This window comes from Halalkalibacter alkalisediminis (assembly GCF_028610705.1).
Lineage (GTDB): Bacteria > Bacillota > Bacilli > Bacillales > Bacillaceae_D > Halalkalibacter > Halalkalibacter alkalisediminis.
On record NZ_JAQQWT010000019.1, the window covers coordinates 32,282 to 54,112 of the forward strand.

General features: G+C 39.8%; 21 protein-coding genes and 1 tRNA gene. All 22 read left to right on the forward strand.

All coding sequences use genetic code 11. From position 1 onward, the window contains the following. Positions 1–75: 75 nt before the first annotated feature. Entirely contained in the window at positions 76–615 is a 540-nt protein-coding gene (spoVT, locus tag PQ474_RS19070) for a stage V sporulation protein T (RefSeq protein ID WP_273846758.1), read from the forward strand. Between the two features lie 159 nt (positions 616–774). After that, positions 775–2,406 carry a putative polysaccharide biosynthesis protein gene (locus PQ474_RS19075; RefSeq protein ID WP_273846759.1) on the forward strand — a complete coding sequence of 544 codons (1,632 nt, stop codon included), beginning with the start codon at positions 775–777 and terminating at the stop codon, positions 2,404–2,406. Continuing rightward, positions 2,403–3,869, forward strand: coding sequence for a bifunctional methyltransferase/pyrophosphohydrolase YabN (gene yabN, locus PQ474_RS19080; protein WP_273846761.1), 1,467 nt, complete (start codon positions 2,403–2,405; stop codon positions 3,867–3,869). The genes PQ474_RS19075 and yabN overlap by 4 nt, the downstream gene beginning before the upstream one ends. A 10-nt stretch (positions 3,870–3,879) precedes the next feature. Continuing rightward, a complete protein-coding gene (locus tag PQ474_RS19085; protein WP_273846763.1) occupies positions 3,880–4,146 on the forward strand; it encodes an RNA-binding S4 domain-containing protein in 267 nt (88 codons plus the stop codon). A 68-nt stretch (positions 4,147–4,214) separates the two neighbouring features. Further along, entirely contained in the window at positions 4,215–4,526 is a 312-nt protein-coding gene (gene yabP, locus PQ474_RS19090; protein ID WP_273846764.1) for a sporulation protein YabP, read from the forward strand. Then, on the forward strand, positions 4,523–5,104 hold the full coding sequence (gene yabQ / locus PQ474_RS19095) for a spore cortex biosynthesis protein YabQ (protein WP_273846766.1): 582 nt from the start codon (positions 4,523–4,525) through the stop codon (positions 5,102–5,104). The genes yabP and yabQ overlap by 4 nt, the downstream gene beginning before the upstream one ends. A gap of 11 nt (positions 5,105–5,115) precedes the next feature. Then, complete coding sequence (locus PQ474_RS19100; protein ID WP_273846768.1) at positions 5,116–5,496, forward strand: FtsB family cell division protein; 381 nt, start codon at positions 5,116–5,118, stop codon at positions 5,494–5,496. A 71-nt stretch (positions 5,497–5,567) separates the two neighbouring features. Beyond that, complete coding sequence (locus PQ474_RS19105; protein ID WP_273846771.1) at positions 5,568–6,068, forward strand: S1 domain-containing RNA-binding protein; 501 nt, start codon at positions 5,568–5,570, stop codon at positions 6,066–6,068. 242 nt (positions 6,069–6,310) lie between these two features. Continuing rightward, positions 6,311–6,387 (forward strand) — tRNA-Met (locus PQ474_RS19110). A 343-nt stretch (positions 6,388–6,730) separates the two neighbouring features. After that, positions 6,731–9,244 (forward strand): stage II sporulation protein E, encoded by a 2,514-nt coding sequence (spoIIE, locus tag PQ474_RS19115; protein ID WP_273846773.1) that lies wholly within the window; start codon positions 6,731–6,733, stop codon positions 9,242–9,244. Between the two features lie 222 nt (positions 9,245–9,466). Then, positions 9,467–10,207, forward strand: coding sequence for a VWA domain-containing protein (locus PQ474_RS19120; RefSeq protein WP_273846775.1), 741 nt, complete (start codon positions 9,467–9,469; stop codon positions 10,205–10,207). Beyond that, positions 10,173–11,168, forward strand: a complete 996-nt coding sequence (locus PQ474_RS19125) for a protein kinase domain-containing protein (protein ID WP_273846816.1) — start codon at positions 10,173–10,175, stop codon at positions 11,166–11,168. The genes PQ474_RS19120 and PQ474_RS19125 overlap by 35 nt, the downstream gene beginning before the upstream one ends. A 46-nt stretch (positions 11,169–11,214) precedes the next feature. Further along, complete coding sequence (locus PQ474_RS19130) at positions 11,215–11,967, forward strand: threonine/serine exporter family protein (RefSeq protein WP_273846778.1); 753 nt, start codon at positions 11,215–11,217, stop codon at positions 11,965–11,967. Between the two features lie 115 nt (positions 11,968–12,082). Next, positions 12,083–12,532 (forward strand): threonine/serine exporter family protein, encoded by a 450-nt coding sequence (locus tag PQ474_RS19135; RefSeq protein ID WP_273846781.1) that lies wholly within the window; start codon positions 12,083–12,085, stop codon positions 12,530–12,532. Continuing rightward, a complete protein-coding gene (tilS, locus tag PQ474_RS19140; protein WP_273846783.1) occupies positions 12,513–13,901 on the forward strand; it encodes a tRNA lysidine(34) synthetase TilS in 1,389 nt (462 codons plus the stop codon). Before PQ474_RS19135 ends, tilS begins: the two co-directional genes overlap by 20 nt. 27 nt (positions 13,902–13,928) lie before the next feature. Beyond that, positions 13,929–14,468 (forward strand): hypoxanthine phosphoribosyltransferase, encoded by a 540-nt coding sequence (hpt, locus tag PQ474_RS19145; RefSeq protein ID WP_273846819.1) that lies wholly within the window; start codon positions 13,929–13,931, stop codon positions 14,466–14,468. 68 nt (positions 14,469–14,536) lie between these two features. Then, positions 14,537–16,540 carry an ATP-dependent zinc metalloprotease FtsH gene (ftsH, locus tag PQ474_RS19150; RefSeq protein WP_273846785.1) on the forward strand — a complete coding sequence of 668 codons (2,004 nt, stop codon included), beginning with the start codon at positions 14,537–14,539 and terminating at the stop codon, positions 16,538–16,540. Between the two features lie 262 nt (positions 16,541–16,802). Continuing rightward, positions 16,803–17,579, forward strand: a complete 777-nt coding sequence (locus PQ474_RS19155; protein WP_273846787.1) for a type III pantothenate kinase — start codon at positions 16,803–16,805, stop codon at positions 17,577–17,579. A 3-nt stretch (positions 17,580–17,582) separates the two neighbouring features. After that, a complete protein-coding gene (gene hslO / locus PQ474_RS19160; RefSeq protein ID WP_273846789.1) occupies positions 17,583–18,461 on the forward strand; it encodes an Hsp33 family molecular chaperone HslO in 879 nt (292 codons plus the stop codon). Between the two features lie 106 nt (positions 18,462–18,567). Further along, the gene (cysK, locus tag PQ474_RS19165) at positions 18,568–19,491 is read left to right on the forward strand and encodes a cysteine synthase A (protein ID WP_273846791.1); all 924 of its coding nucleotides are present in this window, start codon (positions 18,568–18,570) and stop codon (positions 19,489–19,491) included. 106 nt (positions 19,492–19,597) lie between these two features. After that, a complete protein-coding gene (locus tag PQ474_RS19170; RefSeq protein ID WP_273846793.1) occupies positions 19,598–20,275 on the forward strand; it encodes a DUF421 domain-containing protein in 678 nt (225 codons plus the stop codon). An 82-nt stretch (positions 20,276–20,357) separates the two neighbouring features. Continuing rightward, complete coding sequence (locus tag PQ474_RS19175) at positions 20,358–21,827, forward strand: anthranilate synthase component I family protein (protein ID WP_390186423.1); 1,470 nt, start codon at positions 20,358–20,360, stop codon at positions 21,825–21,827. Positions 21,828–21,831: the final 4 nt, after the last annotated feature.

A 21,831-nucleotide genomic window follows, 5' to 3' on the forward strand; every position in this document is an offset into this window, starting at 1 on the left:
TTAAGAAAAGAAATGGTTATTTTCTTACCACTTACCATCAAGTGAATACATCATAAGAAAGTGAGGCAATACAGTATGAAAGCAACAGGTATCGTACGTCGTATTGATGATTTAGGACGGGTTGTTATCCCGAAAGAAATCAGAAGAACACTTCGAATCCGTGAAGGAGATCCTCTTGAAATCTTTGTCGATCGTGATGGCGAAGTGATTTTAAAGAAATACTCGCCAATTTCTGAGTTAGGTGATTTTGCAAAAGAGTATGCGGAGGCGCTATATGATAGTTTAAATCACTATGTATTAATTGCTGACCGTGATACATTTATAGCAGTTGCTGGTGCACCAAAGAAAGAATATGCTAATAAGGGCATCGGAGAAATTGTTGAAAAATGTATGGATGACCGTAAAACAAAGGTGGAAACAAGTGCAGGTGAGCACAACCTTGTCGGCGATCATGCAGATGAATTAAAAGGGTATGTTATTACACCGATTATTGCGAATGGAGATCCAATTGGTGCTGTCGTGATTTTTAGCAAGGAAACAGAGCTTTCTGGCATGATTGAACAGAAGCTAGCAGAGACAGCAGCAAGTTTTTTAGCAAAACAAATGGAGCAATAACTATACTTAGTCAAAAAAGCTCGTCTCTTTTTTTAAAGAGAACGAGCTTTTTTGTTGAGTTAGGATCGCAATGAGATATATAAGACCACTAACAGCTATTATAACGGGTTTCACTTATGATAAGATGGGTGCAAAGAAGCTAAGGAGAAAAGAAAAACCGTGCAAGTGACTCATTCGAACAATAACAGTGTCTTAAAGGGGATCGCCCTTTTATCTGGAGTTGCACTACTGGCTAAAGTAATAAGTGCAGCTTACCGAATTCCCTACCAAAACTTATCAGGGGATCTCGGCTTTTATGTGTATCAACAAGTATATCCGCTTTACGGAATTATTATGGTACTCGCAATGTATGGATTTCCGGTTGTCCTATCAAAGGAGCGAGCCGAATTATTAGCGGGAGGCAAAGTAGAAGAGGCAAAAAAAATGATGAGTTTGTTCTTTTATGGACTCTTACTTTTTTCGGTCGTTAGTTGGGTGGCTTTGTTTGCCTTTGCTGAGGTTATTGCCTTCATGATGGGGGATGGCAGATTAGAAACTCCCATTCGAGCGATGAGTCATGTGGTGTTACTCCTGCCATTTTTAAGTGTAGGCAGAGGATTCCATCAAGGAGAAGGAGATTTAATTCCTACAGCTGTTTCGCATGTCGCCGAACAATTTATACGTGTTTTATTCATCTTAGGTTTCACCTATTTGTTTGTGGAATTGGGGTTTAATGCCTATACAATTGGAACAGGAGCGGCCTATGGATCGGTATTTGGAGGAATTGTAGGGATTCTCCTTTTACTCATTCTTACGAAAGCGCGCTGGATTCGTGAGTTGGTTCATCCACGTCATCTAAATTTCTTTAGTATGATGAAAAGCAACCTGGCGCTGATGAAGCAAAGTGTTTTTATTTGCTTAACAGCCTTAATTTTAGTGTTGTTTCAACTAATTGACGCCTTTTCTGTTGTGAGGTTGTTACAGTGGAGTGGAACTCTAGAATTAGTTGCTTTTGAAGCAAAGGGGGTATTTGATCGAAGTCAACCCCTTCTCCAGCTTGGTACGATTATAACGACGACATTAGCATTGGCTTTAGTACCGATGTTGACTAAAGCCATTATGGAAGGAAATACAGAACGAGCTCAGCACTATCAACACCTTTCTTATCGCTTAGCGATATTAGTGGGAGGGGCTGCGACCGTTGGGTTATTTGTCATTATTGAACCAACCAACCACTTTTTATATACGGATGCAGCTGGAACTAATGTATTAAGAGTCATGAGCTTAGCGATTTTGTTTTCTTCGCTGTTTACGACAATTTCAGCTGTGTTACAAGGGTACAACTTTACCTATATACCGGCTATTGCTGTTGTGCTTGGCGTATTCGTAAAGCTTGGCAGTAATGTCATTCTCATTTCCTTTTTTGGTACATTAGGGGCAGCTTGGTCTACGGTAATAGCGGCAAGCGTGATGGTCGTCTTTTTGCTTTTGGCTTTCCATAAGAAAAAAGAGTTACATCTTGGTTCTTACCGTTCTTATGTCCCAATCATAATGGTTTTAGCTGTGATGGGAATGGTCACTTTCCTTTGGAAGAGTGGGTTCACGTATCTCGTCTCAGGTGATTCTAGAGGACTAAGTGCATTCATCGCGTTATCTTCAGCTGGGGTCGGGGGTTTAATTGTAGCGGTTTGTTTGTTTACTATGCCAATCTTTACTGAGGAAGAATGGAGCAACATTTCAAAATTGAACCAAATAAGAGTAAGATTAAAAAAGTGGTTACAGTATTTGAAGGAACATGGAGGAAAAAGATGAAAAAAATAACCGTATTAGGATTAGGAGCTGGAGATCTAGAGCAAATGCCACTTGGTGTATATCGGCATTTGTTAAAGCAAAAAAGCGTCTATATTCGAACAGAGGATCATCCAGCTATTCGAGAATTAACTGAAGAAGGGGTGTCTTTTCAGTCATTTGATTCTACATATGAAGAACATGATGAATTTGAATCTGTCTATCAATCCATTGTCGCTCAACTGTTAGAAAAAGCAAAAGAAGAGGAAGTGACGTATGCCGTCCCAGGTCATCCTTTTGTGGCGGAACGAACGATTCAACTTTTAGTGGAAGCAAGTCAAAGAGATGAAGTAGAAGTCACCTTTTTAGGGGGGCAAAGCTTTCTTGATGCGATGTATACCGCTCTTCGTATTGATCCAATCGAAGGCTGTCAAATTGTCGATGGTACAGCGTTCAACCGAGACGAAATTGAATTAAACCATCACTTGATTATTGTGCAAGTGTATGATGCGATGATTGCTTCTGAAGTGAAATTAACATTAATGGAGCGGCTCCCTGATGATTATGAGGTAACGATTGCTACAGCGGTTGGTTCAAAAGAAGAACAGTTGACGAAGGTTCCACTATACGAACTCGATCATGCGACCACATTAAACAACTTAACGGCTGTTTATGTCCCTCCTGTTCGAGAAGACAAACTACTCTATGGGGAGTTTGATAAATTAAGGGAGGTCATCGCAGTTCTTCGAGGACCAAATGGCTGTCCATGGGATCAAAAGCAAACCCATGATTCGTTGAAAAAATACTTTATTGAAGAAGTGTACGAGGTACTTGAAGCGATCGATGAAGAGGATGATGAGCATTTAATAGAGGAGCTTGGAGATGTCCTCCTGCAAATTATGTTGCATGCTCAAATTGGAGAGGATAATGGGTATTTCTCCATTCGGGATGTGATTCATGCAATTACAGAGAAAATGATTCGCAGACACCCTCATGTATTTGGAGAAGTGACCGTGAATGATGCCGATGAAGTCGTTTCTAATTGGGATGAGATTAAAAAACAAGAAAAAGGGCATACAGAAGAAGAATCCATTCTTGCCTCCATCCCTAAAGGGCTTCCAGCTTTAATCGAAGCAACAAAATTACAAAAGCAAGCGGCAAAAGTGGGGTTTGATTGGGATGACGTTGCCCCAATGTGGATGAAAATGCAAGAGGAGTTGGCAGAGTTCTTAGTAGAAGTAAAAGCAGGAAATCAACCAAACATGCAGAAAGAACTAGGAGATGTTCTTTTTGTGATCGTCAATTTGGCTCGCTTTTATAAAATAGACGCTGAAGAAGCTCTTTTAAGTACAAACCGCAAGTTTCATAGACGCTTCCGTTATATAGAGGAGGCGGTGAAAAACGAAGGCAATGTAATTACGGAGCTTTCACTTGAAGAGCTCGATCAAAAATGGGAAGCTGCAAAACGATTCGAAAAAGAAAATTGAGGTGTTTATGATGCGTTTAGATAAATTTTTAAAAGTATCTCGTTTAATTAAACGGAGAACATTAGCAAAAGAAGTTTGTGACCAAGGTCGAATTACGATTAATGGACAAGTGGCCAAAGCTGGATCTGCTGTGAAAGCAGGAGACGAATTAGTCGTTCGTTTTGGTCAGAAGTTAGTAACGGTTAGAATTGACGCTGTCAGGGAAATTGTCAGAAAAGAGGAAGCTGGTACGATGTATACAATTGTTAGCGAAACGCCGGTTTCGGAGTCTAGATAAGGAGCTTGTTCTATTTTAAGTTCCCCACTCATACACTGCTATGAAAGCATATGGAGGAGGGACTTATGATGGATCAACATTATGAATTTGGCACACCTATGGGCCGTGATAGACAAAATAACGACCACGATGTGATCTTAAAAGCTAGAAGACAATTAGATATCACGGGTGTTAAGCAAGTAGAAAGTTTTGATAATGAAGAGTTTCTATTAGAAACAGTCATGGGCTTTTTGTCTGTACGAGGTCAAAATTTGCATATGAAAAACTTAAATGTTGAGCAGGGAATTGTGTCAATTGAAGGTAAGGTGTACGACCTCATTTATCTTGATCAGAATCAACAAGATAAAACAAAAGGCTTCTTTGGGAAGTTATTTAAGTGACGCTAACAGTTCAACTCTATACGATGTTATCAATGGCTGCTATGGGAATCTATCTGGGTGCAGCTATTGATACGTATGGGCGATTCACCCGAAAAAGACCTTCATTCAATTGGCTTGTTGCATGCAATGATGTTTTGTTTTGGCTCGTACAGGCTCTAGTTGTCTTTTATGTGTTGTTGCAAGCGAACAATGGTGAAATTCGTTTTTATATATTTTTAGCGCTAGTATGTGGATTTGCAGCTTATCGAGCTCTATTTCAAACGTTCTATCAAAGAGTTTTAGAAATCATGATTACAAGAATTATTCAAACGTATCGACTAACGATCAAGCTCATTACGATATTATTGATTAACCCGGTCAAGTACTTATTGAAAGTCTTGTATTCCTTATGTATTATGGTATTAACAGCTTGTTTAACCGTTCTATTATTCTTACTGAACCTCATCTGGAAACCGCTAAGATGGTTTCTCCTTCTTTTGTATAAATGGACAGGGCTGAATAAGCAAGTAAATAAAATTAAACCCATTTTACGGAAAATGAAGGATTTTCTCCAGTCAATGAGGAAAAAGAAAGAATAAGGGGTGATGACATGGTCTCAAATCAGACTTCTAGAGTAAGAGAAATGGATAAAGCTTATATTCAGCAGCGTGAACAAGAACTCGAGCTTGAAAGAAGAAAACGTCGAGGGCTTTTTCGCAGATTATCTGCATTAGCCATCATTATCTTGGTTCTAGGAACAATGGGGTTTGTGACGATTTATGCCCAGGCTCAATCGCTAGAAGATAAAAAGCAAGATAAACTAGCGCTTGAACAACAAATAGAACAGTTGAAAGCTGAAGAGAAGCGTTTGCATCAAGATATCGTGAATTACAATGATCTTGATTACATTGCTGAAATTGCTAGGCGAGATTATTATTTAACTAAGCCAGGCGAAACCTTGTTTAAATTACCTGACTCTCAGTCAAATTGACACATTTTTAGAGTTAGGTATAATATAAAAAATGAACATTTTCAGATTTCTTAAGGAGGATCTATTTTTTCATGTCAATCGAAGTAGGCAGCAAGTTACAGGGTAAGGTTACAGGAATCACTCATTTTGGTGCATTTGTGGAGCTGCCGGGTGGTTCTACAGGCCTTGTACACATTAGTGAAGTCGCTGATAATTATGTTAAGGACATTAACGAGATTTTAAAAGTTGGGGACGAAGTGCTTGTAAAGGTAGTTAACGTTGAGAAGGATGGAAAAATTGGTCTTTCCATTCGTAAGGCAGTCGATCGTCCAGCTGCTCCTGAACGTCCGTCACGTCCAAGACCTGAACGTTCGGATCGACCAGATCGTCCAAGTCGTCCATTTAACTCTCAACGTCCAAGTCGCCCACAAGGTGGCGGCGGTGGTCGTGGACCAAGACCAAACCAAGCACGTCCATCTCTTACTTTTGAAGACAAAATGAGTCGCTTTTTAAAAGACAGTGAAGAGCGAATCTCTACATTGAAGCGTCAAACAGAATCTAAACGCGGGGGTCGAGGCGCCCGTCGAGGATAACTTGCTGCTCTAATGCGAGGGCATTTATTTTAGGGGTTAGGCATTGTATGTTGCCTAACTCCTTTTTTAAAGAGAAAAATTTTATAACGATGATTAAAGTAATGAAGTCATCCAAAGATGCTTTTGATTATTTGAGGAAGCGCAATGATTCCGCTCATTGCTTCAAAAAAATTAATGTCATTGTTTTTGTTGACTTTTGGTTTGATTCATAGTATATTAATTCTTGTCGCAATTAATGTTTTGGCGGTGTAGCTCAGCTGGCTAGAGCGTACGGTTCATACCCGTGAGGTCGTGGGTTCGACTCCCTCCGCCGCTACCAATACATAATACTCAAACCTGTGTCCATTGGATGCAGTTTTTTTTGATTGCTTAATTAACAAAACGAGCAAATCTATTCTCCTTTCCCTCAGTAACCTTAAAATTAAACACATCAGCTTTGTTTTATTCAAACTTTCCTTCTTCAACTTTCACCATAGTCTGCAATAATCCCCCATAAAACTAGGGGGAAAGTCTACTACTTTATGAATACTATAGCTATTGCTACCTATTTGAGACGAAACAAGTCGAACGCTTTTTGTAAAGTACCTTGTGATTTTGACAAAAACTGAACCCCATCTCTGTTTATAATGAACACACGAATAAAACTAGGGTGGTGGATGTTGATGATTCAAAAGTTTGCAAAAGAATGGACGGAACCAGCTGAAGAAGGAACAGTGATTCAAAGCAAATGGACAACCTTCACAAAAGGCGTAACTGACAAAGTCTCAACATGGGCACGCGTTGCTTTTATCCAATATGGTCTTATGATTGCAATCATCGGCTTTTTACTTGGAAGAGCGATGATCTTATCAGAACTTGCTCCTTTTGTGCTACCTTATTTAGCTGCGGTTTATATGCTTAAGCGAGAGCGAGCTGGATTAGCAGCACTTTCCTTACTTGCAGGTGCAGCTACAGGCTTCCATGGTCAAGTTGTTTTTGTATTTTTAGCAATTGTTGCTTATGTACTCATCCAAAAAGGTGTAACTAAATTCGCGACCGATGCCACTAAAGTGTTACCATATACGGTTTTTGGGGCAAGCATCGTGACAAGGTTAGGACTCGTCTTTTTTACAGAAGGAACGATTTCCAATTATGCGTTAATGATGGCGACTGTAGAAGCTGGGTTAAGTTTTATCTTAACGATGATTTTTGTTCAAAGTGTTCCCATTGTCACAACACATAAATTAAAACAACCTCTTCGGAATGAAGAAATTGTTTGTCTCATTATCTTACTAGCCTCGGTCATGACTGGAACGGTTGGCTGGATGATTTATGATATGACAATTGAGCATGTCCTAGCTCGCTATTTAGTATTAGCTTTTGCTTTTGTGGGTGGAGCAGCAATTGGCTCGACCGTTGGTGTGGTAACCGGTTTAATTTTAAGCTTAGCTAGTGTAGCCAGTTTATATCAAATGAGCTTACTTGCTTTTGCTGGTCTTTTAGGTGGCCTTCTTAAAGAGGGAAAGAAAATGGGAGTTGGTATTGGACTTCTCGTAGGAACTCTTTTAATAGGTTTATATGGTGAAGGCGCTACGGAAGTATCTGTTACGTTAATGGAATCTATGCTTGCGATTCTGATTTTCTTTGTGACACCGAAAGGCGTATTTACAAACCTTGCTAAATATATTCCAGGAACAGTAGAACATTCAAAAGAGCAGCAACAGTATTTGAGAAAAATACGAGATTTAACTGCTGGTCGGGTAGAGCAATTCTCAACCTTATTTCAAACCTTATCAAATAGTTTCCAGACCCCTCCACAACCTGTAAATGGAGATGAGGAAGAAAGGGAAGTGGACTATTTCTTGAGCAATGTTACAGAAAAAACGTGTCAAACTTGCTTTAAAAAAGAACGCTGCTGGGTACAAGACTTCTCTAAAACCTATGATTCGATGCAGCGAATTATGACAGATACAGCAGAACATGGTGGATTAAAAGATCAGGTTTTAATGGCTGAGTGGAAAAAACATTGTATTAAACCTGATAAAGTAGTTAAAGCAATTGAATCAGAGCAAAATCAACATCAAGCGAATCAAAAATTAAAAAGACAAGTCATTGAAAGTAGAAGACTAGTAGCCGATCAGTTATTAGGTGTATCTCGCGTAATGGGTGATTTTGCTAGAGAAATTCAAAAAGAAAAAGAAGCCCACCACTTCCAAGAAGAGCAAATGCTCGAAGCGTTGCGTGGCGTCGGCCTTGAAATAGGTCATATTGATATTTATAGTTTGGAAAAGGGAAACCTTGAGATTGAAATGAGCATTGCTTCTGACCATAAACATGGACAATCTGAAAAAATCATTGCACCAATGTTGTCCGATCTATTAAAAGAGACGGTCATTGTCAAAAAAGAGGAGCATGCTTTTTACCCGAACGGACTGAGTCATGTGTCGTTTGGTTCAGCTAAACAATTTGTTGTCGACACGGGTGTTGCTCATGTCGCCAAAGGAGGAGCTTATGTTTCGGGTGATTGTTACTCTACGATCGAATTAGGGTCGGGCAAATTTGCAATTGCAATAAGTGATGGAATGGGAAACGGTGAACGTGCCCATCTTGAAAGCAATGAGACATTGCAGCTGTTGCAGAAAGTATTGCAATCAGGAATAGAAGAAACCGTTGCAATTAAATCAGTCAACTCTGTTTTGTCATTAAGAACAACAGATGAGATTTTCTCAACGCTCGATTTAGCCATGATTGATCTTCAAGATGCAACAACCAGATTCTTAAAGATTGGCTCGATTCCAAGCTTTATTAAACGAGGAAACCAAGTTATTAAAATAGAAGCAAGTAATCTACCGATGGGGATGATTCAAGAGTTTGATGTCGATGTGGTCAGTGAACAGCTGAAAGCGGGGGACTTGCTGATTATGATGAGTGACGGAATCTATGATGCTCCGAAACATGTTGAAAATAAAGAAGCATGGATGAAGCGCTTATTAATTGAGCTGGAAACAGAAGACCCGCAAGAAGTCGCTGATGTCATTCTTGAAAAAATTATCAGGTCAGGGCAGGGTTCCATTGATGACGATATGACCGTTGTCGTCTCTAAGATCAAACGGAATACACCGAAGTGGTCAGCGATTCCCCTTTACAAGACTCCTAAAATGGTGAGGAAAAGACCGAAAAAGAAAGCAAGTTCTTAAGGGGCTGCATCTAATTGAGATGAAGAAAAGGAGGTAAAGTGGAAGACGAAACGGGAATGACGTTTCGTCTTCTGTTGTTTGTAACTAGTAATTGAATGGGTATTTCGCTAAGTTTTTAATTTCTATATGGGTAAAATCGTTCGACAAATCCCTTCATTACGTATAAAACCTCTGAGGCTAGTGAATGATGGTAACATTCAGACTACTTGGAGGGGACGCGAGATGAGTAAAGGTACATTAAAACAAATTTTATTACTAACAGATGGACATTCAAATCAAGGTGAAGATCCGATCGCGATTGCTGCATTGGCAAGAGAGCAAGGAATTACCGTCAATGTGATTGGTGTTGTGGATGGCGATCATTTAAATGAGCAAGGGATTGAAGAAGTAGAAGCCATTGCTATGGCTGGGGGCGGGGTGAGTCAAGTTGTTTATGCTAAACAATTAGCTCAAACCGTACAAATGGTTACGAGAAAAGCGATGACCCAAACCATTCATGGTGTTGTGAACAGAGAGTTGTCGCAAATTTTAGGTCAAGATCAAGAGATGGAAAACCTCTCACCTGCTAAACGAGGCCAAGTGATGGAAGTCGTCGATGAGCTGGGAGAGACGATGAATTTAGATGTGCTAATTTTAGTGGATACGAGTGCAAGTATGAGAAACAAATTGCCAATGGTTCAAGAAGCACTAACCGATTTATCTATTAGTCTGACATCAAGAATGGGAGCGAATCGATTTGCGCTTTATTCCTTCCCAGGAAAGAAAAAAGATATTGATAAATTACTTGATTGGTCGCCACAACTAAATTCATTATCGGGTATTTTTCAGAAATTATCATCCGGTGGAATTACCCCGACCGGACCTGCCATGCAAGTAGCCCTTCAGAAATTCTCAAAGTCTGGTTCAAGAAGGAGTTTGATGGCTGGTGATGAAGAACAGCTATTCGAAGAATCAGGAATGTAAGTTAGCATCAGGGAGTAAAATCCTTGGAAAGTGGCATAGCAAGCCATATAAAATTGTAAGGACACTTGGAGCAGGGGCAACAGGGACTGTTTATTTAGCGGAATCAGCTAGCGGACTTGTTGCGTTAAAAGTAGGTTCAGATAGTATGTCTATCACGTCAGAAGTCAATGTTCTAAAGCATTTCTCTAAGGTTCAAGGACAAGTTCTTGGACCTTCTTTGCTAGATGTCGATGATTTAGTTTTACCAGAAGGGACCTTTCCTTTTTATGCAATGGAATATTTAAAAGGCGATCAGTTGATCGACTATATGCAAAACCGTGGCGTAGAGTGGTTAGGGATTCTGATGATTCAACTACTTGGAGACTTGAACCGTCTGCATACGGCTGGTTGGGTCTTTGGAGACTTAAAACCAGATAATGTACTCGTTGTCGGGCCACCTGCTAAAATTAGGTGGATTGATGTTGGGGGTACGACCTTACTTGGTCGCTCCATTAAAGAATATACAGAGTTTTTTGATCGTGGTTATTGGGGCCTTGGATCAAGAAAAGCAGAACCGAGTTATGACTTGTTTGCTGTAGCCATGATGATGATCAATAGTGCGTACCCTAAACGATTTGATAAGCAAGGAGATAAGACAATTGTGTTTCTTAAACAACAAATTGATTCCAAACACCTTCTTTTGCCTTATCGAGATGTTTTGATTCAAGCGTTACAGGGAAAATATGAGAACGCGCTGCAAATGCGTCAGGATATGATAAAAGCCGTCTCAAATAGTACAACATATAAGCATCAACCGATAAAAGATAAAACAAAAAAAAGCACACCGAAGAAAGTAAAAGTTAATAAAAAACAACAAAAGACGAAGAGAGAAAAGAAATCTTCTTACTTTGTTGAAATCTTCCTCCTTTCCTCTTTTCTTCTACTTGTATATATCCTATACTTATTTGGACAAATGATGTAGGTACAAGTAGTAAAAGTGAAACGTACGCGTAAATGGAGTTGTTGAAATGAATGCAGATCGTATGATGGATATTTGCCTTCTTGCTGGCGAAATTATGTTAACATATGGGGCCGAAACGTACCGGGTAGAAGAAACGATCGAACGAATGGCTAAATCAGCTCATTTTAAAAACGTCCATAGTTTCGTAACGACTACAGGCATTTTTCTTTCATTTGAAGAAGAGACAAAGGGCGATGTCATGCAAATGATACGTGTGGATGACCGGATGCAAGACTTAAATAAAGTAACACTTGTTAATCAAGTATCTAGAGAATTTGTAAGTGGCGAGTTAGACGGCGACCAAGCTCTGCAAAAACTTGAGGAAATTGCAAAAGCACCGATGAACTACTCACCTCTCTTACTACACTTCTCCTCTGGCGTTGCTGGAGGAGCCTTCTCTTATTTATTTGGTGGTAATCTATTTGATACGATACCAGCGTTTATAGCTGGATTTGCTGCAAGTTGGTGTATTGTTTTTCTTCAAGATTATACGAAGGTTAAATTTTTTGCGGAATTCATGTCAGCGTTTTTAGGTGGGACTGTGGCGATCGCACTCGTACTTTTTGGACTTGGAGAAAATCTGAATCAAGTCATTATTGGTACCTTAATGCCGCTAGTCCCAGGAATACCGTTAACGAATGCCGTCCGTGATTTAATGTCTGGAGATTTAGTAGCTGGAGTAAGTAGAGGGGCTGAAGCGGTCATTACAGCTCTATCCATAGCGACAGGGATCGCTCTTGCCATTGCTTTGTTCCTATAATGAACAAATACTTCATGGCGTACATCATTTTTGGTTACACGTTTTCCTTGACAAGATACAAGATACTTAAGGGAAGCGGTTGTCTCTTAGAGGGAGGCATATAGGAGGATTTAGTATGATAGTGGAGCTTATCTTTTGTTTTGCAGCGACAGTAGCATTTGGCATTATTTTTAATGTGCCAAAACGTGTGCTTTGGATTGGCGGGGCTATAGGTTCCCTTGCTTGGTTTATTTATTCGACTTTGCCATCGTTTGGAATGTCAGATATTTTTGCAACAGCTGTAGCTGCGCTTGCTTGTGCAGCATTATCACATTTGCTTGCAAAAAAATACCGTGTTCCTGTTACGACGTTTAGTATTCCTGCCATTATTCCGTTAGTTCCGGGTAGTAGAGCTTACTTTACTATGCTTGCTTTCGTTGATGGAGATTATTTAAATGGAATACAATTAGGAGTCGAAACGATGCTTCGTGCTGGTGCGATTGCGGCAGGGTTAGTCTTTGCTTTATCGATATTCTCCATTGGTAAAGGGGGGATTGGACAGCGCTATGAAAGCCGACGTACATAAATTTATTCAAAACCATCAGCTCATTGAAGCGGGTGACCGTCTATTTGTCGCTGTTTCAGGGGGACCTGACTCTATGTCTCTTCTTCATTATCTGTGGTTAAGACGAGAGGTGGATGAGTTTCGGCTTATTGCTTGTCATGTACATCATCAGTTAAGAGGAGAAGAGGCAGATGCGGATGCGAGTTATGTGAAGCAGTTTTGTCTCGATCATCAAATTGAATGCCTTGAAAAGAAAGTGGATGTAAAAGGGTATGCGAAAGAGAAAAACATCGGAACACAACTAGCAGCAAGAGAGCTAAGATATCAATGGTTTGCTGAACTTCTTCAATCCTCAAAAGATAAATTAGTAACGGGTCATCACGGGGATGATCAAATCGAGACGATGTTGATGAAAATCGTTCGAGGAATAGTTCCACTTCATTCATTTGGTATTCCAGTTAAGCGTCAATTAGGAAATGGATTTTTAATTCGACCGCTTTTAGGAATAACGAAAGACAAAATAGAGCAATATTGTAGAGAAGCTTCTATAAGTCCTAGACAAGATTTGAGCAATCATTCTTCCACTTACACAAGGAATCGCTTTCGTAAAGCTGTCCTGCCTTTCTTAAAGAAGGAAAATCATCATATCCATCTTCATATGCAAAGGCAAAATGAATGGGCAAGTGATGATCACGATTTTTTAATGGCAGAAGCCAACAAGCACATGTCTGACATTATAATGAAAAAAAGTGAACGAAACGTTACAATTTCACGTATAGCCCTTCTCCGTATAGGCGTCGCTTTACAAAGAAGAGTGATTCATCTAATATTAAGTTATCTTTACGGGAAAAATTCCCGATTTATTACGTCTATACATATCGAACAAGTGCTACACATGTTCCAAGGGAAGAAAACAACAGCTGAACTTCACTTATCGGACTCTTTAATCGTAAGGCGAGATTATGATCTTTGTCATTTTTTAAGAGGTTCCATGAATAGGATGGAAGAACAAGCTCAAATTCTTCGTATTCCAGGCAGGATATCGCTGGCAGAGTGGGAAATAGAAACATATGTAACGGAAAACGTTCATTTAGTCGAAGGTCAGCATCAAATGGTCTTAGATTATGAAAAAGTCTTTGAACCTCTTCTTGTTCGCCGTAAACAACCACAGGATCGAATGTCTTGTAGGGGAATGGAAGGAACAAAGAAAATCGGACGGTTATTCATTGACCGAAAGATCGCTAAACAGGAACGTGAAGCTTGGCCTCTTCTTGTAGATGGCAAGGGAGAAGTGTTATGGGTACCGTTCTTACATAGATCGAAACTCGCCAACATCGATCATCAGACGAAAAAAGTAGTGGTCGTTTCATGCAAACGTCTTGATGATTGACCGAAAATTAGGAGGTTTATTTAATTGATCAGGGATGAAATTCAAGAAATACTTATTACTGAAGAAGAAATTCAGGCAAAATGCAAAGAGTTAGGAAAGCAAATAACAGAAGAATATGATGGGAAGTTTCCACTTGTGATTGGTGTTCTAAAGGGAGCTATGCCATTTATGGGTGACCTCACGAAGCGTATTGATACACATATCGAAATGGATTTCATGGATGTATCAAGCTACGGAGCAGGGATGGTTTCTTCTGGAGAAGTAAAGATTGTCAAAGACTTGGATACATCTGTTGAAGGAAGAGACGTTCTCATCTTAGAGGATATTATTGATAGTGGCCTTACCCTCAGCTATTTGGTCAAGCTTTTTCACTATCGTAAAGCCAAATCAGTGAAGATCGTAACCCTTTTAGATAAACCAGAGGGACGAAAAGTCGATTTAGTTCCAGATATGGCTGGTTTTACTGTGCCAGATGCTTTTGTGGTCGGCTATGGCTTGGATTACGCTGAACGTTACCGTAACTTACCTTATATTGGCGTTTTAAAACCTGAAATCTACGAGAGTTAATATTTGTTAACAAAAGAAAAGTTATGATACGATAAACAAAGCTGTTTTGTCGTGGGAGGAGGTCAAGGATGAATCGTATATTCCGTAATACCATTTTTTATTTACTTATCTTTCTCGTAATTATTGGAATTGTAAATGTGTTTAGTTCCGATCAAACTGAAACAGAGAGTGTTACGTATACACAACTGACAGAAAGACTTGAGCGTGGGGAGGTTCGTGAACTCTCCGTGAAACCAGTCCGTCAAGTGTACTTAGTGCGTGGACAATTCACTGACCAAGCAGATGATGAGTATTTTGAAACATATGTGTTAAAAAGCGAGCAAACGGCTGATTTATTAGCTAATGCACAAGGGCCAGGTGGTGTACCACTTGGAGTAGATGTTCAACCAGCTGATGAAACAAGTGGTTGGGTCACATTCTTTACATCGATCATACCTTTCATTATTATCTTTATTTTATTCTTCTTCTTATTGAGCCAAGCTCAAGGCGGCGGTGGCCGTGTCATGAACTTTGGTAAAAGTAAAGCCAAATTGGTGAGTGACGAAAAGAAGAAAGCTAGATTTAAAGATGTGGCAGGGGCCGATGAAGAAAAACAAGAGCTTGTTGAAGTCGTAGAATTCTTGAAAGATCCAAGAAAGTTCTCGGCGATTGGCGCTCGTATACCAAAGGGTGTCTTATTAGTGGGACCTCCTGGAACAGGTAAAACATTACTAGCGCGTGCAGTTGCTGGTGAAGCAGGAGTACCGTTCTTCTCTATTAGTGGTTCTGACTTTGTTGAAATGTTTGTCGGGGTCGGGGCTTCACGTGTTCGTGATTTATTTGAGAATGCGAAGAAGAATGCACCTTGTATTATCTTTATTGATGAGATTGATGCTGTTGGTCGTCAGCGTGGAGCTGGTTTAGGTGGCGGACACGATGAACGTGAACAAACACTAAACCAATTGCTTGTTGAGATGGATGGTTTCAGTGCGAACGAAGGAATCATCATCATTGCAGCGACAAACCGCGCAGATATTTTAGATCCAGCGCTTTTACGTCCAGGTCGTTTTGACCGACAAATTCAAGTGAACCGTCCAGATGTAAATGGACGTGAAGATGTCTTGAAGGTGCATGCTCGTAATAAGCCATTAGATGATGATGTTAATTTAAGAGCGATTGCGGAACGGACACCGGGCTTCTCAGGTGCTGATCTCGAGAACTTATTAAATGAAGCAGCGTTAATTGCCGCCAGGAATGATAAAACAAAAGTCAATATGATTCATGTAGAAGAAGCGATTGATCGTGTGATCGCAGGTCCTGCGAAAAAGAGCCGAGTTATTTCTCCGAAAGAGAAGAACATTGTTGCTTGGCATGAAGCGGGGCATACCGTTGTCGGGGTTAAGCTTGAAAGTGCCGATATGGTTCATAAAGTAACGATTGTACCGAGAGGGATGGCTGGTGGTTATGCCGTTATGCTTCCTAAAGAAGATCGCTACTTCATGACGAAGCCTGAATTACTTGATAAAATTATTGGATTACTTGGCGGTCGTGTGGCTGAGGAAATTCAATTCGGAGAAGTAAGTACAGGTGCTCATAATGACTTCCAACGTGCTACAGGTATTGCTCGGAAAATGGTTACAGAATACGGAATGAGTGAGAAGATGGGTCCAATGCAATTTGGATCAGGAAATTCCGGTGGCCAAGTGTTCTTAGGTCGTGACATTCAAAATGAGCAAAACTATAGTGATGCATTTGCTCATGAGATTGACTTAGAAGTACAACGCATCATTAAAGAATGTTACGCGCGTTGTAAGCAAATTCTTAATGAGAACAAAGCAAGCTTAGACCTTGTCGCTGAGACATTATTGAAGCTTGAAACACTTGATGCTGAACAAATCAAGTCGTTAATCAATGAAGGGAAGCTTCCTGAAAACCATCACACAACGAAACATATAGAAGAAAATGGTTCGTCTTCTGATGCTGATCTTAAGGTGAACATTCACTCTAAAAAGGACGAAGAAGTAAGTGTAGATGAGAAAGCAGTTAAAAAGGATGAGCAACCTTCAACAGATGAAAAGAAAAAAGATGAATAATACCTCTGGGGATGTCGTTTTTTCGACATCTCTTTTGTTTGCTTTAAAAGCAAATATCAAGGGTTTTAGCTTGAGTTGAATTATAATAGAAAAGTGAGTGTATCAGCAGAAGGAGATCAAAAGCCATGGATCTGCACGTTCGCACCAGCTTTTGATGCCTGTTTCAAGCATAGTAAAAGAAGGCAAGGACTACGCACATTGCAGCTTATTTATATAGCTGAAAATCAACTTTACAATGAGCTCTTAGTTGGGGGGATTGCATATGATAATGGTAGTGGATGTAGGGAATTCCAACATCGTCTTAGGTGTATATGAAGGAAAAGAGTTAAAATATCACTGGAGAATGTCTACAAGTAGACAAAAGACGGAAGATGAATGGGCAATGTCTATTAAAGGTTTATTTGCTCATGAACATTTAACTTTTGATGCAATTGAAGGAATCATTATTTCCTCTGTTGTTCCACCTATCATGTTTGCGCTTGAGCAAATGTGTAAAAGATACTTTAACATTAAGCCGATGGTCATTGGTCCTGGTATAAAGACAGGGCTCAATGTGAAATATGATAATCCACGGGAAGTAGGAGCCGACCGGATTGTGAATGCAGTAGCTGCGATTCAACTCTACGGTGCACCTCTTATTATCGTAGATTTTGGAACGGCGACAACGTACTGTTACGTAAACGAGAACAGACAATATATGGGTGGAGCGATTGCCCCAGGAATCTCTATTTCTACAGAGGCTTTATATACAAGGGCATCTAAACTTCCTAGAATTGAAATTGCTAAGCCAAAGAATGTGCTAGGGAGCAACACGGTTCATGCGATGCAAGCGGGTATCTATTATGGGTATGTTGGGCAAGTTGATGGGATCGTAAAACGTATGAAAACCTTATCCGAAAAAAAACCTACTGTTATCGCAACAGGTGGACTTGCTACATTAATTGCCTCTGAATCAGAAACGATTGATGTCATTGAGCCATTTTTAACGTTAAAAGGTTTACAAATGATTTATGAAAAAAATTCGTTAGGACGTGAGTAAACAATGGAAGATTATTTAGTGAAAGCAACGGCATTTGAGGGTAAGGTTAGAGCCTATTCTCTAGTAGCAACGAATATGGTTAATGAGGCAGTCAAACGTCAAGGTACTTGGCCAACGGCTTCAGCAGCCTTAGGACGTGCCATGATGGCTGGTACGATGATGGCCATGATGTTAAAAGGAGATTCGAAATTAACTGTCAAGATCGAAGGACAAGGCCCAATAGGAGCTATTATTGTAGATGCCAATACGAAAGGGGAAACAAGAGGCTATGTAAGTAACCCTCAAGTTCATTTTGATTTAAATAGCCAAGGGAAATTAGATGTAGCCCGTGCGGTTGGAACAAGTGGCTATTTGTCGGTTGTAAAGGATCTAGGCATGAAAGAGAATTTCACAGGAAGTGTACCACTCGTTTCAGGAGAGTTAGGAGAAGACTTCACTTATTACTTTGCTTCGTCTGAACAAACGCCATCGTCCGTCGGAGTCGGAGTCTTGGTCAACCCAGATAACTCCATTTTAGCAGCGGGAGGATTTATTATTCAATTAATGCCTGGTGCAGATGATGCGGTTATTGACGAAATTGAAAAACGTCTTTCAACGATTCCTCCTATTTCTAAGTTGGTTGAAGCGGGAATGCCGCCAGAAGAAATGCTTCAAGCCTTACTTGGCGATGATAATGTGAAATTCTTAGATAAGCTTCCGGTCAATTTCTCTTGCAGATGTTCAAAAGAGAGAATTGAAAATGCGATTATCAGCTTAGGGAAGAAAGAAATTCAGGCGATGATTGACGAAGATGGAGGGGCGGAGACGACTTGCTCTTTCTGTAATGAACAATATAATTTAACGGCAAAAGAGTTAGAAGGTTTACTTGAACAAGGAAAATAATTTTGGGCAAAAGATTTGAATCCAACTAATTGACTTATCTGAAAACGTCTGATACTATAAATTTAATAAAACCAATAAACTTACTAGGGATTGAGGGGGCGTTTTTGTGAGAGTTGTAAATTCAATTACAGAGCTTATCGGACAAACACCATTAGTAAAATTAAACCGTCTTGTAACAGAGAAACATGCGGATGTCTATTTAAAATTAGAATTTATGAATCCAGGTAGCAGTGTAAAAGATCGTATCGGTCTAGCGATGATCGAAGCCGCTGAAAAAGCTGGAAAATTAAAGCCGGGAGTAACAATCGTTGAACCTACAAGTGGTAACACAGGTATTGGTCTAGCAATGGTTGCAGCTGCAAAAGGCTATAAAGCTAAATTAGTGATGCCAGAAACAATGAGTATGGAACGCCGTAACCTTTTACGCGCTTACGGAGCAGAGTTAGTATTAACGCCAGGCCCAGAAGGAATGGGTGGAGCGATTCGTAAAGCGACAGAGCTTGCAAAAGAAGATGGCTACTTCATGCCACAACAATTCGAGAACGAAGCGAATCCAGAAATTCACCGTCTAACAACAGGTAAAGAGCTTCTTGAGCAAGTTGATGGTCAAATTGATGGTTTCGTATCTGGTATCGGTACAGGTGGAACGATTACCGGTGCTGGTGGTCTTTTAAAAGAGCACTTCCCTAATCTTCACATTGCTGCAGTTGAGCCAAAGGATTCACCAGTTCTTTCAGGTGGAAATCCAGGTCCTCATAAAATTCAAGGGATTGGTGCAGGTTTCGTACCAAGCATCTTAAACACAGAAATTTATGATGAGGTTATTCAAGTAGCTAACGAAGAGGCATTTGAATATGCACGTCGTGCTGCAAAAGAAGAAGGAATTTTAGGTGGTATTTCTTCAGGTGCTGCGATTTCAGCTGCACTTACGCTTGCTGAAAAGCTTGGACCAGGTAAAAAAGTGGTAGCGATCATTCCATCAAACGGTGAGCGTTACTTAAGTACACCACTCTATCAGTTCGAAGATTAATCTTTATAATATTGATAAATGATAGAAGATAACTCAAAACGATTCTGAGTTATCTTCTTTTTGTATGGTTTTAAACGCAACGGGAAAGATAATAGGTGATTAGAAGATGAAAGGAGCATGCTTGCTAGTGAGTGAAATTGTAACCATTTTACTTCGAACGGTCGTTGTGTTTATCATCATTCTAATGTTTTTTAGATTTATGGGAAAAAAAGAGCTAGGTGAATTAAGTTTACTAGATATTATCGTTTCTTTAATGATTGCAGAGTTAGCGGTGATTGCAATTGAAGATCCTAATGTGTCGATGGCGCGAGGACTTGCGCCGATATTTTTATTGATTTTCATTCAAGTTACTCTAACTTACATCAGTTTGAAAAATCAAAAGTTTCGAGACTTGATTGAAGGTAGACCTATTATGATTATTGAAGATGGAAAAATGAATCAGGTAAATATGAGGAAGCAGCGATATAACATAGATGACGTTCTGTTTCAGTTGCGAGAAAAAGGAATTTCTGATATTCGAGAAGTGGACTATGCCATGCTAGAGAGATCAGGTAATTTATCTATTTTTAAAAGGGATAAAACGACCTCATTATTTACATTGCCTCTTATACAAGATGGAGAAATTCAAGATGAGCATCTGATCGTCGTCAAGAAATCAAAAGAATGGCTATTAAGTGAGTTAAGCAAGATGGGATATGATCACATTAAGGATATATTTTATTGTAGTTATATGGAAGGACAATTTTTCATTGAAGAAAGAGACAATAAGCAAACAAAAGCGTAAACATTGATTATACCATCTAACCAATAGTAAAGCGATCACTGTTGTTTTTATCTTCAGTTCTCATGTAAAATAGACAAAAAGAATGGAAACGGAAGTGAGCGCGTTGCAACATAAGAATGAACCAGAATCAAAGCGGATAAATGTAGTTAAGTCGTTTCCACTAGATGAAAAGGTTTGGTTTTCCCGATATGTCACGTTAGCTGCTGACAAGAAGCAACACGTACTTTTAGAAAGTGGCAGAGGTGGTCGTTATAGCATGATCGGACTACAACCATTTGCAATCGTTTCAGGAAAGGCTGATCAGTTGAGAGTCGAGTTGGAAGGAGATGTTAAGATTAAAAAAGGACCCTTGCTTGAAAGTTTAAAAGAAACTCTTGCTCCTTACTACCAACCAACGATCAAAGACTTACCTCCATTCCAAGGGGGGGCTATTGGTTATTTCTCATATGATATTGTCCGAGAAATTGAAAACCTACCGAATCAAGCCTCAGACGATCTGGATCTCCCAGAGCTTTATTTTATGCTTTTTAATGACGTTTTCGTGTATGATCATTTGAAAAAAGAATTATGGGTCATCAGTCATGGAGAGCAAGGTGAACAGGAAGCCCTTGAAAAGAGGGTCGCTCATTACGTAGATGAATGGGAAAGAACCGATCTTCCCCTTCCTGTACAAAAAACACTTTCTGAAAAGACGGATAAGAAAACAGCTTCGTTATCGGAAGACGCTTTTTGTGAGGCAGCCGAAAAGATTAAAACCTATATTGCTGCTGGAGATGTGTTTCAAGTGAACTTGTCTGTCAGACAATCGCGGGAGTTAACGACAGACCCTCTTCATGTTTATGAGGTATTAAGAGAGTTAAATCCTTCTCCTTATATGAGTTATTTTCATACACCGGATTTCCAATTTGTTAGTGCTTCTCCGGAATTACTCGTTAAGAAAAATGGTGAAGAGTTAAGTACTAGACCGATTGCTGGAACACGTTCACGAGGAAAGAATGATAAAGAAGATCAAGAACTGGCTGATACGCTCATCAATAACGAAAAAGAACGCGCAGAACATGTAATGCTTGTTGACTTAGAGCGAAATGACCTAGGGAGGGTCTCGGAGTATGGGAGTGTAGAAGTAGATGAATTAATGGTCATTGAAAAATACTCTCACGTGATGCATATCGTTTCAAATGTTAAAGGGACGTTAGCTGAGAAAAATGACCTTTATGATGTCATTCGTGCAACCTTTCCTGGAGGAACGATAACTGGGGCACCGAAAGTAAGAACGATGGAAATCATAGAAGAGCTTGAACCCGTTAGAAGAGGGATTTATACTGGATCTATAGGATGGATTGGCTTTGATAAAAACATGGAGTTAAATATTGCCATTCGAACAATGGTCTGTAAGGGTGGTCAAGCACATGTACAGGCCGGAGCGGGGATTGTGATTGATTCCATTCCATCTAATGAATACAAGGAATCATTGAAAAAAGCAAAAGCGCTTTGGCGTGCATTAGAGCAAAGTGAAGTAGAGATGAGAAAAAGAACAGTTAGCATGAGCTGAGGAG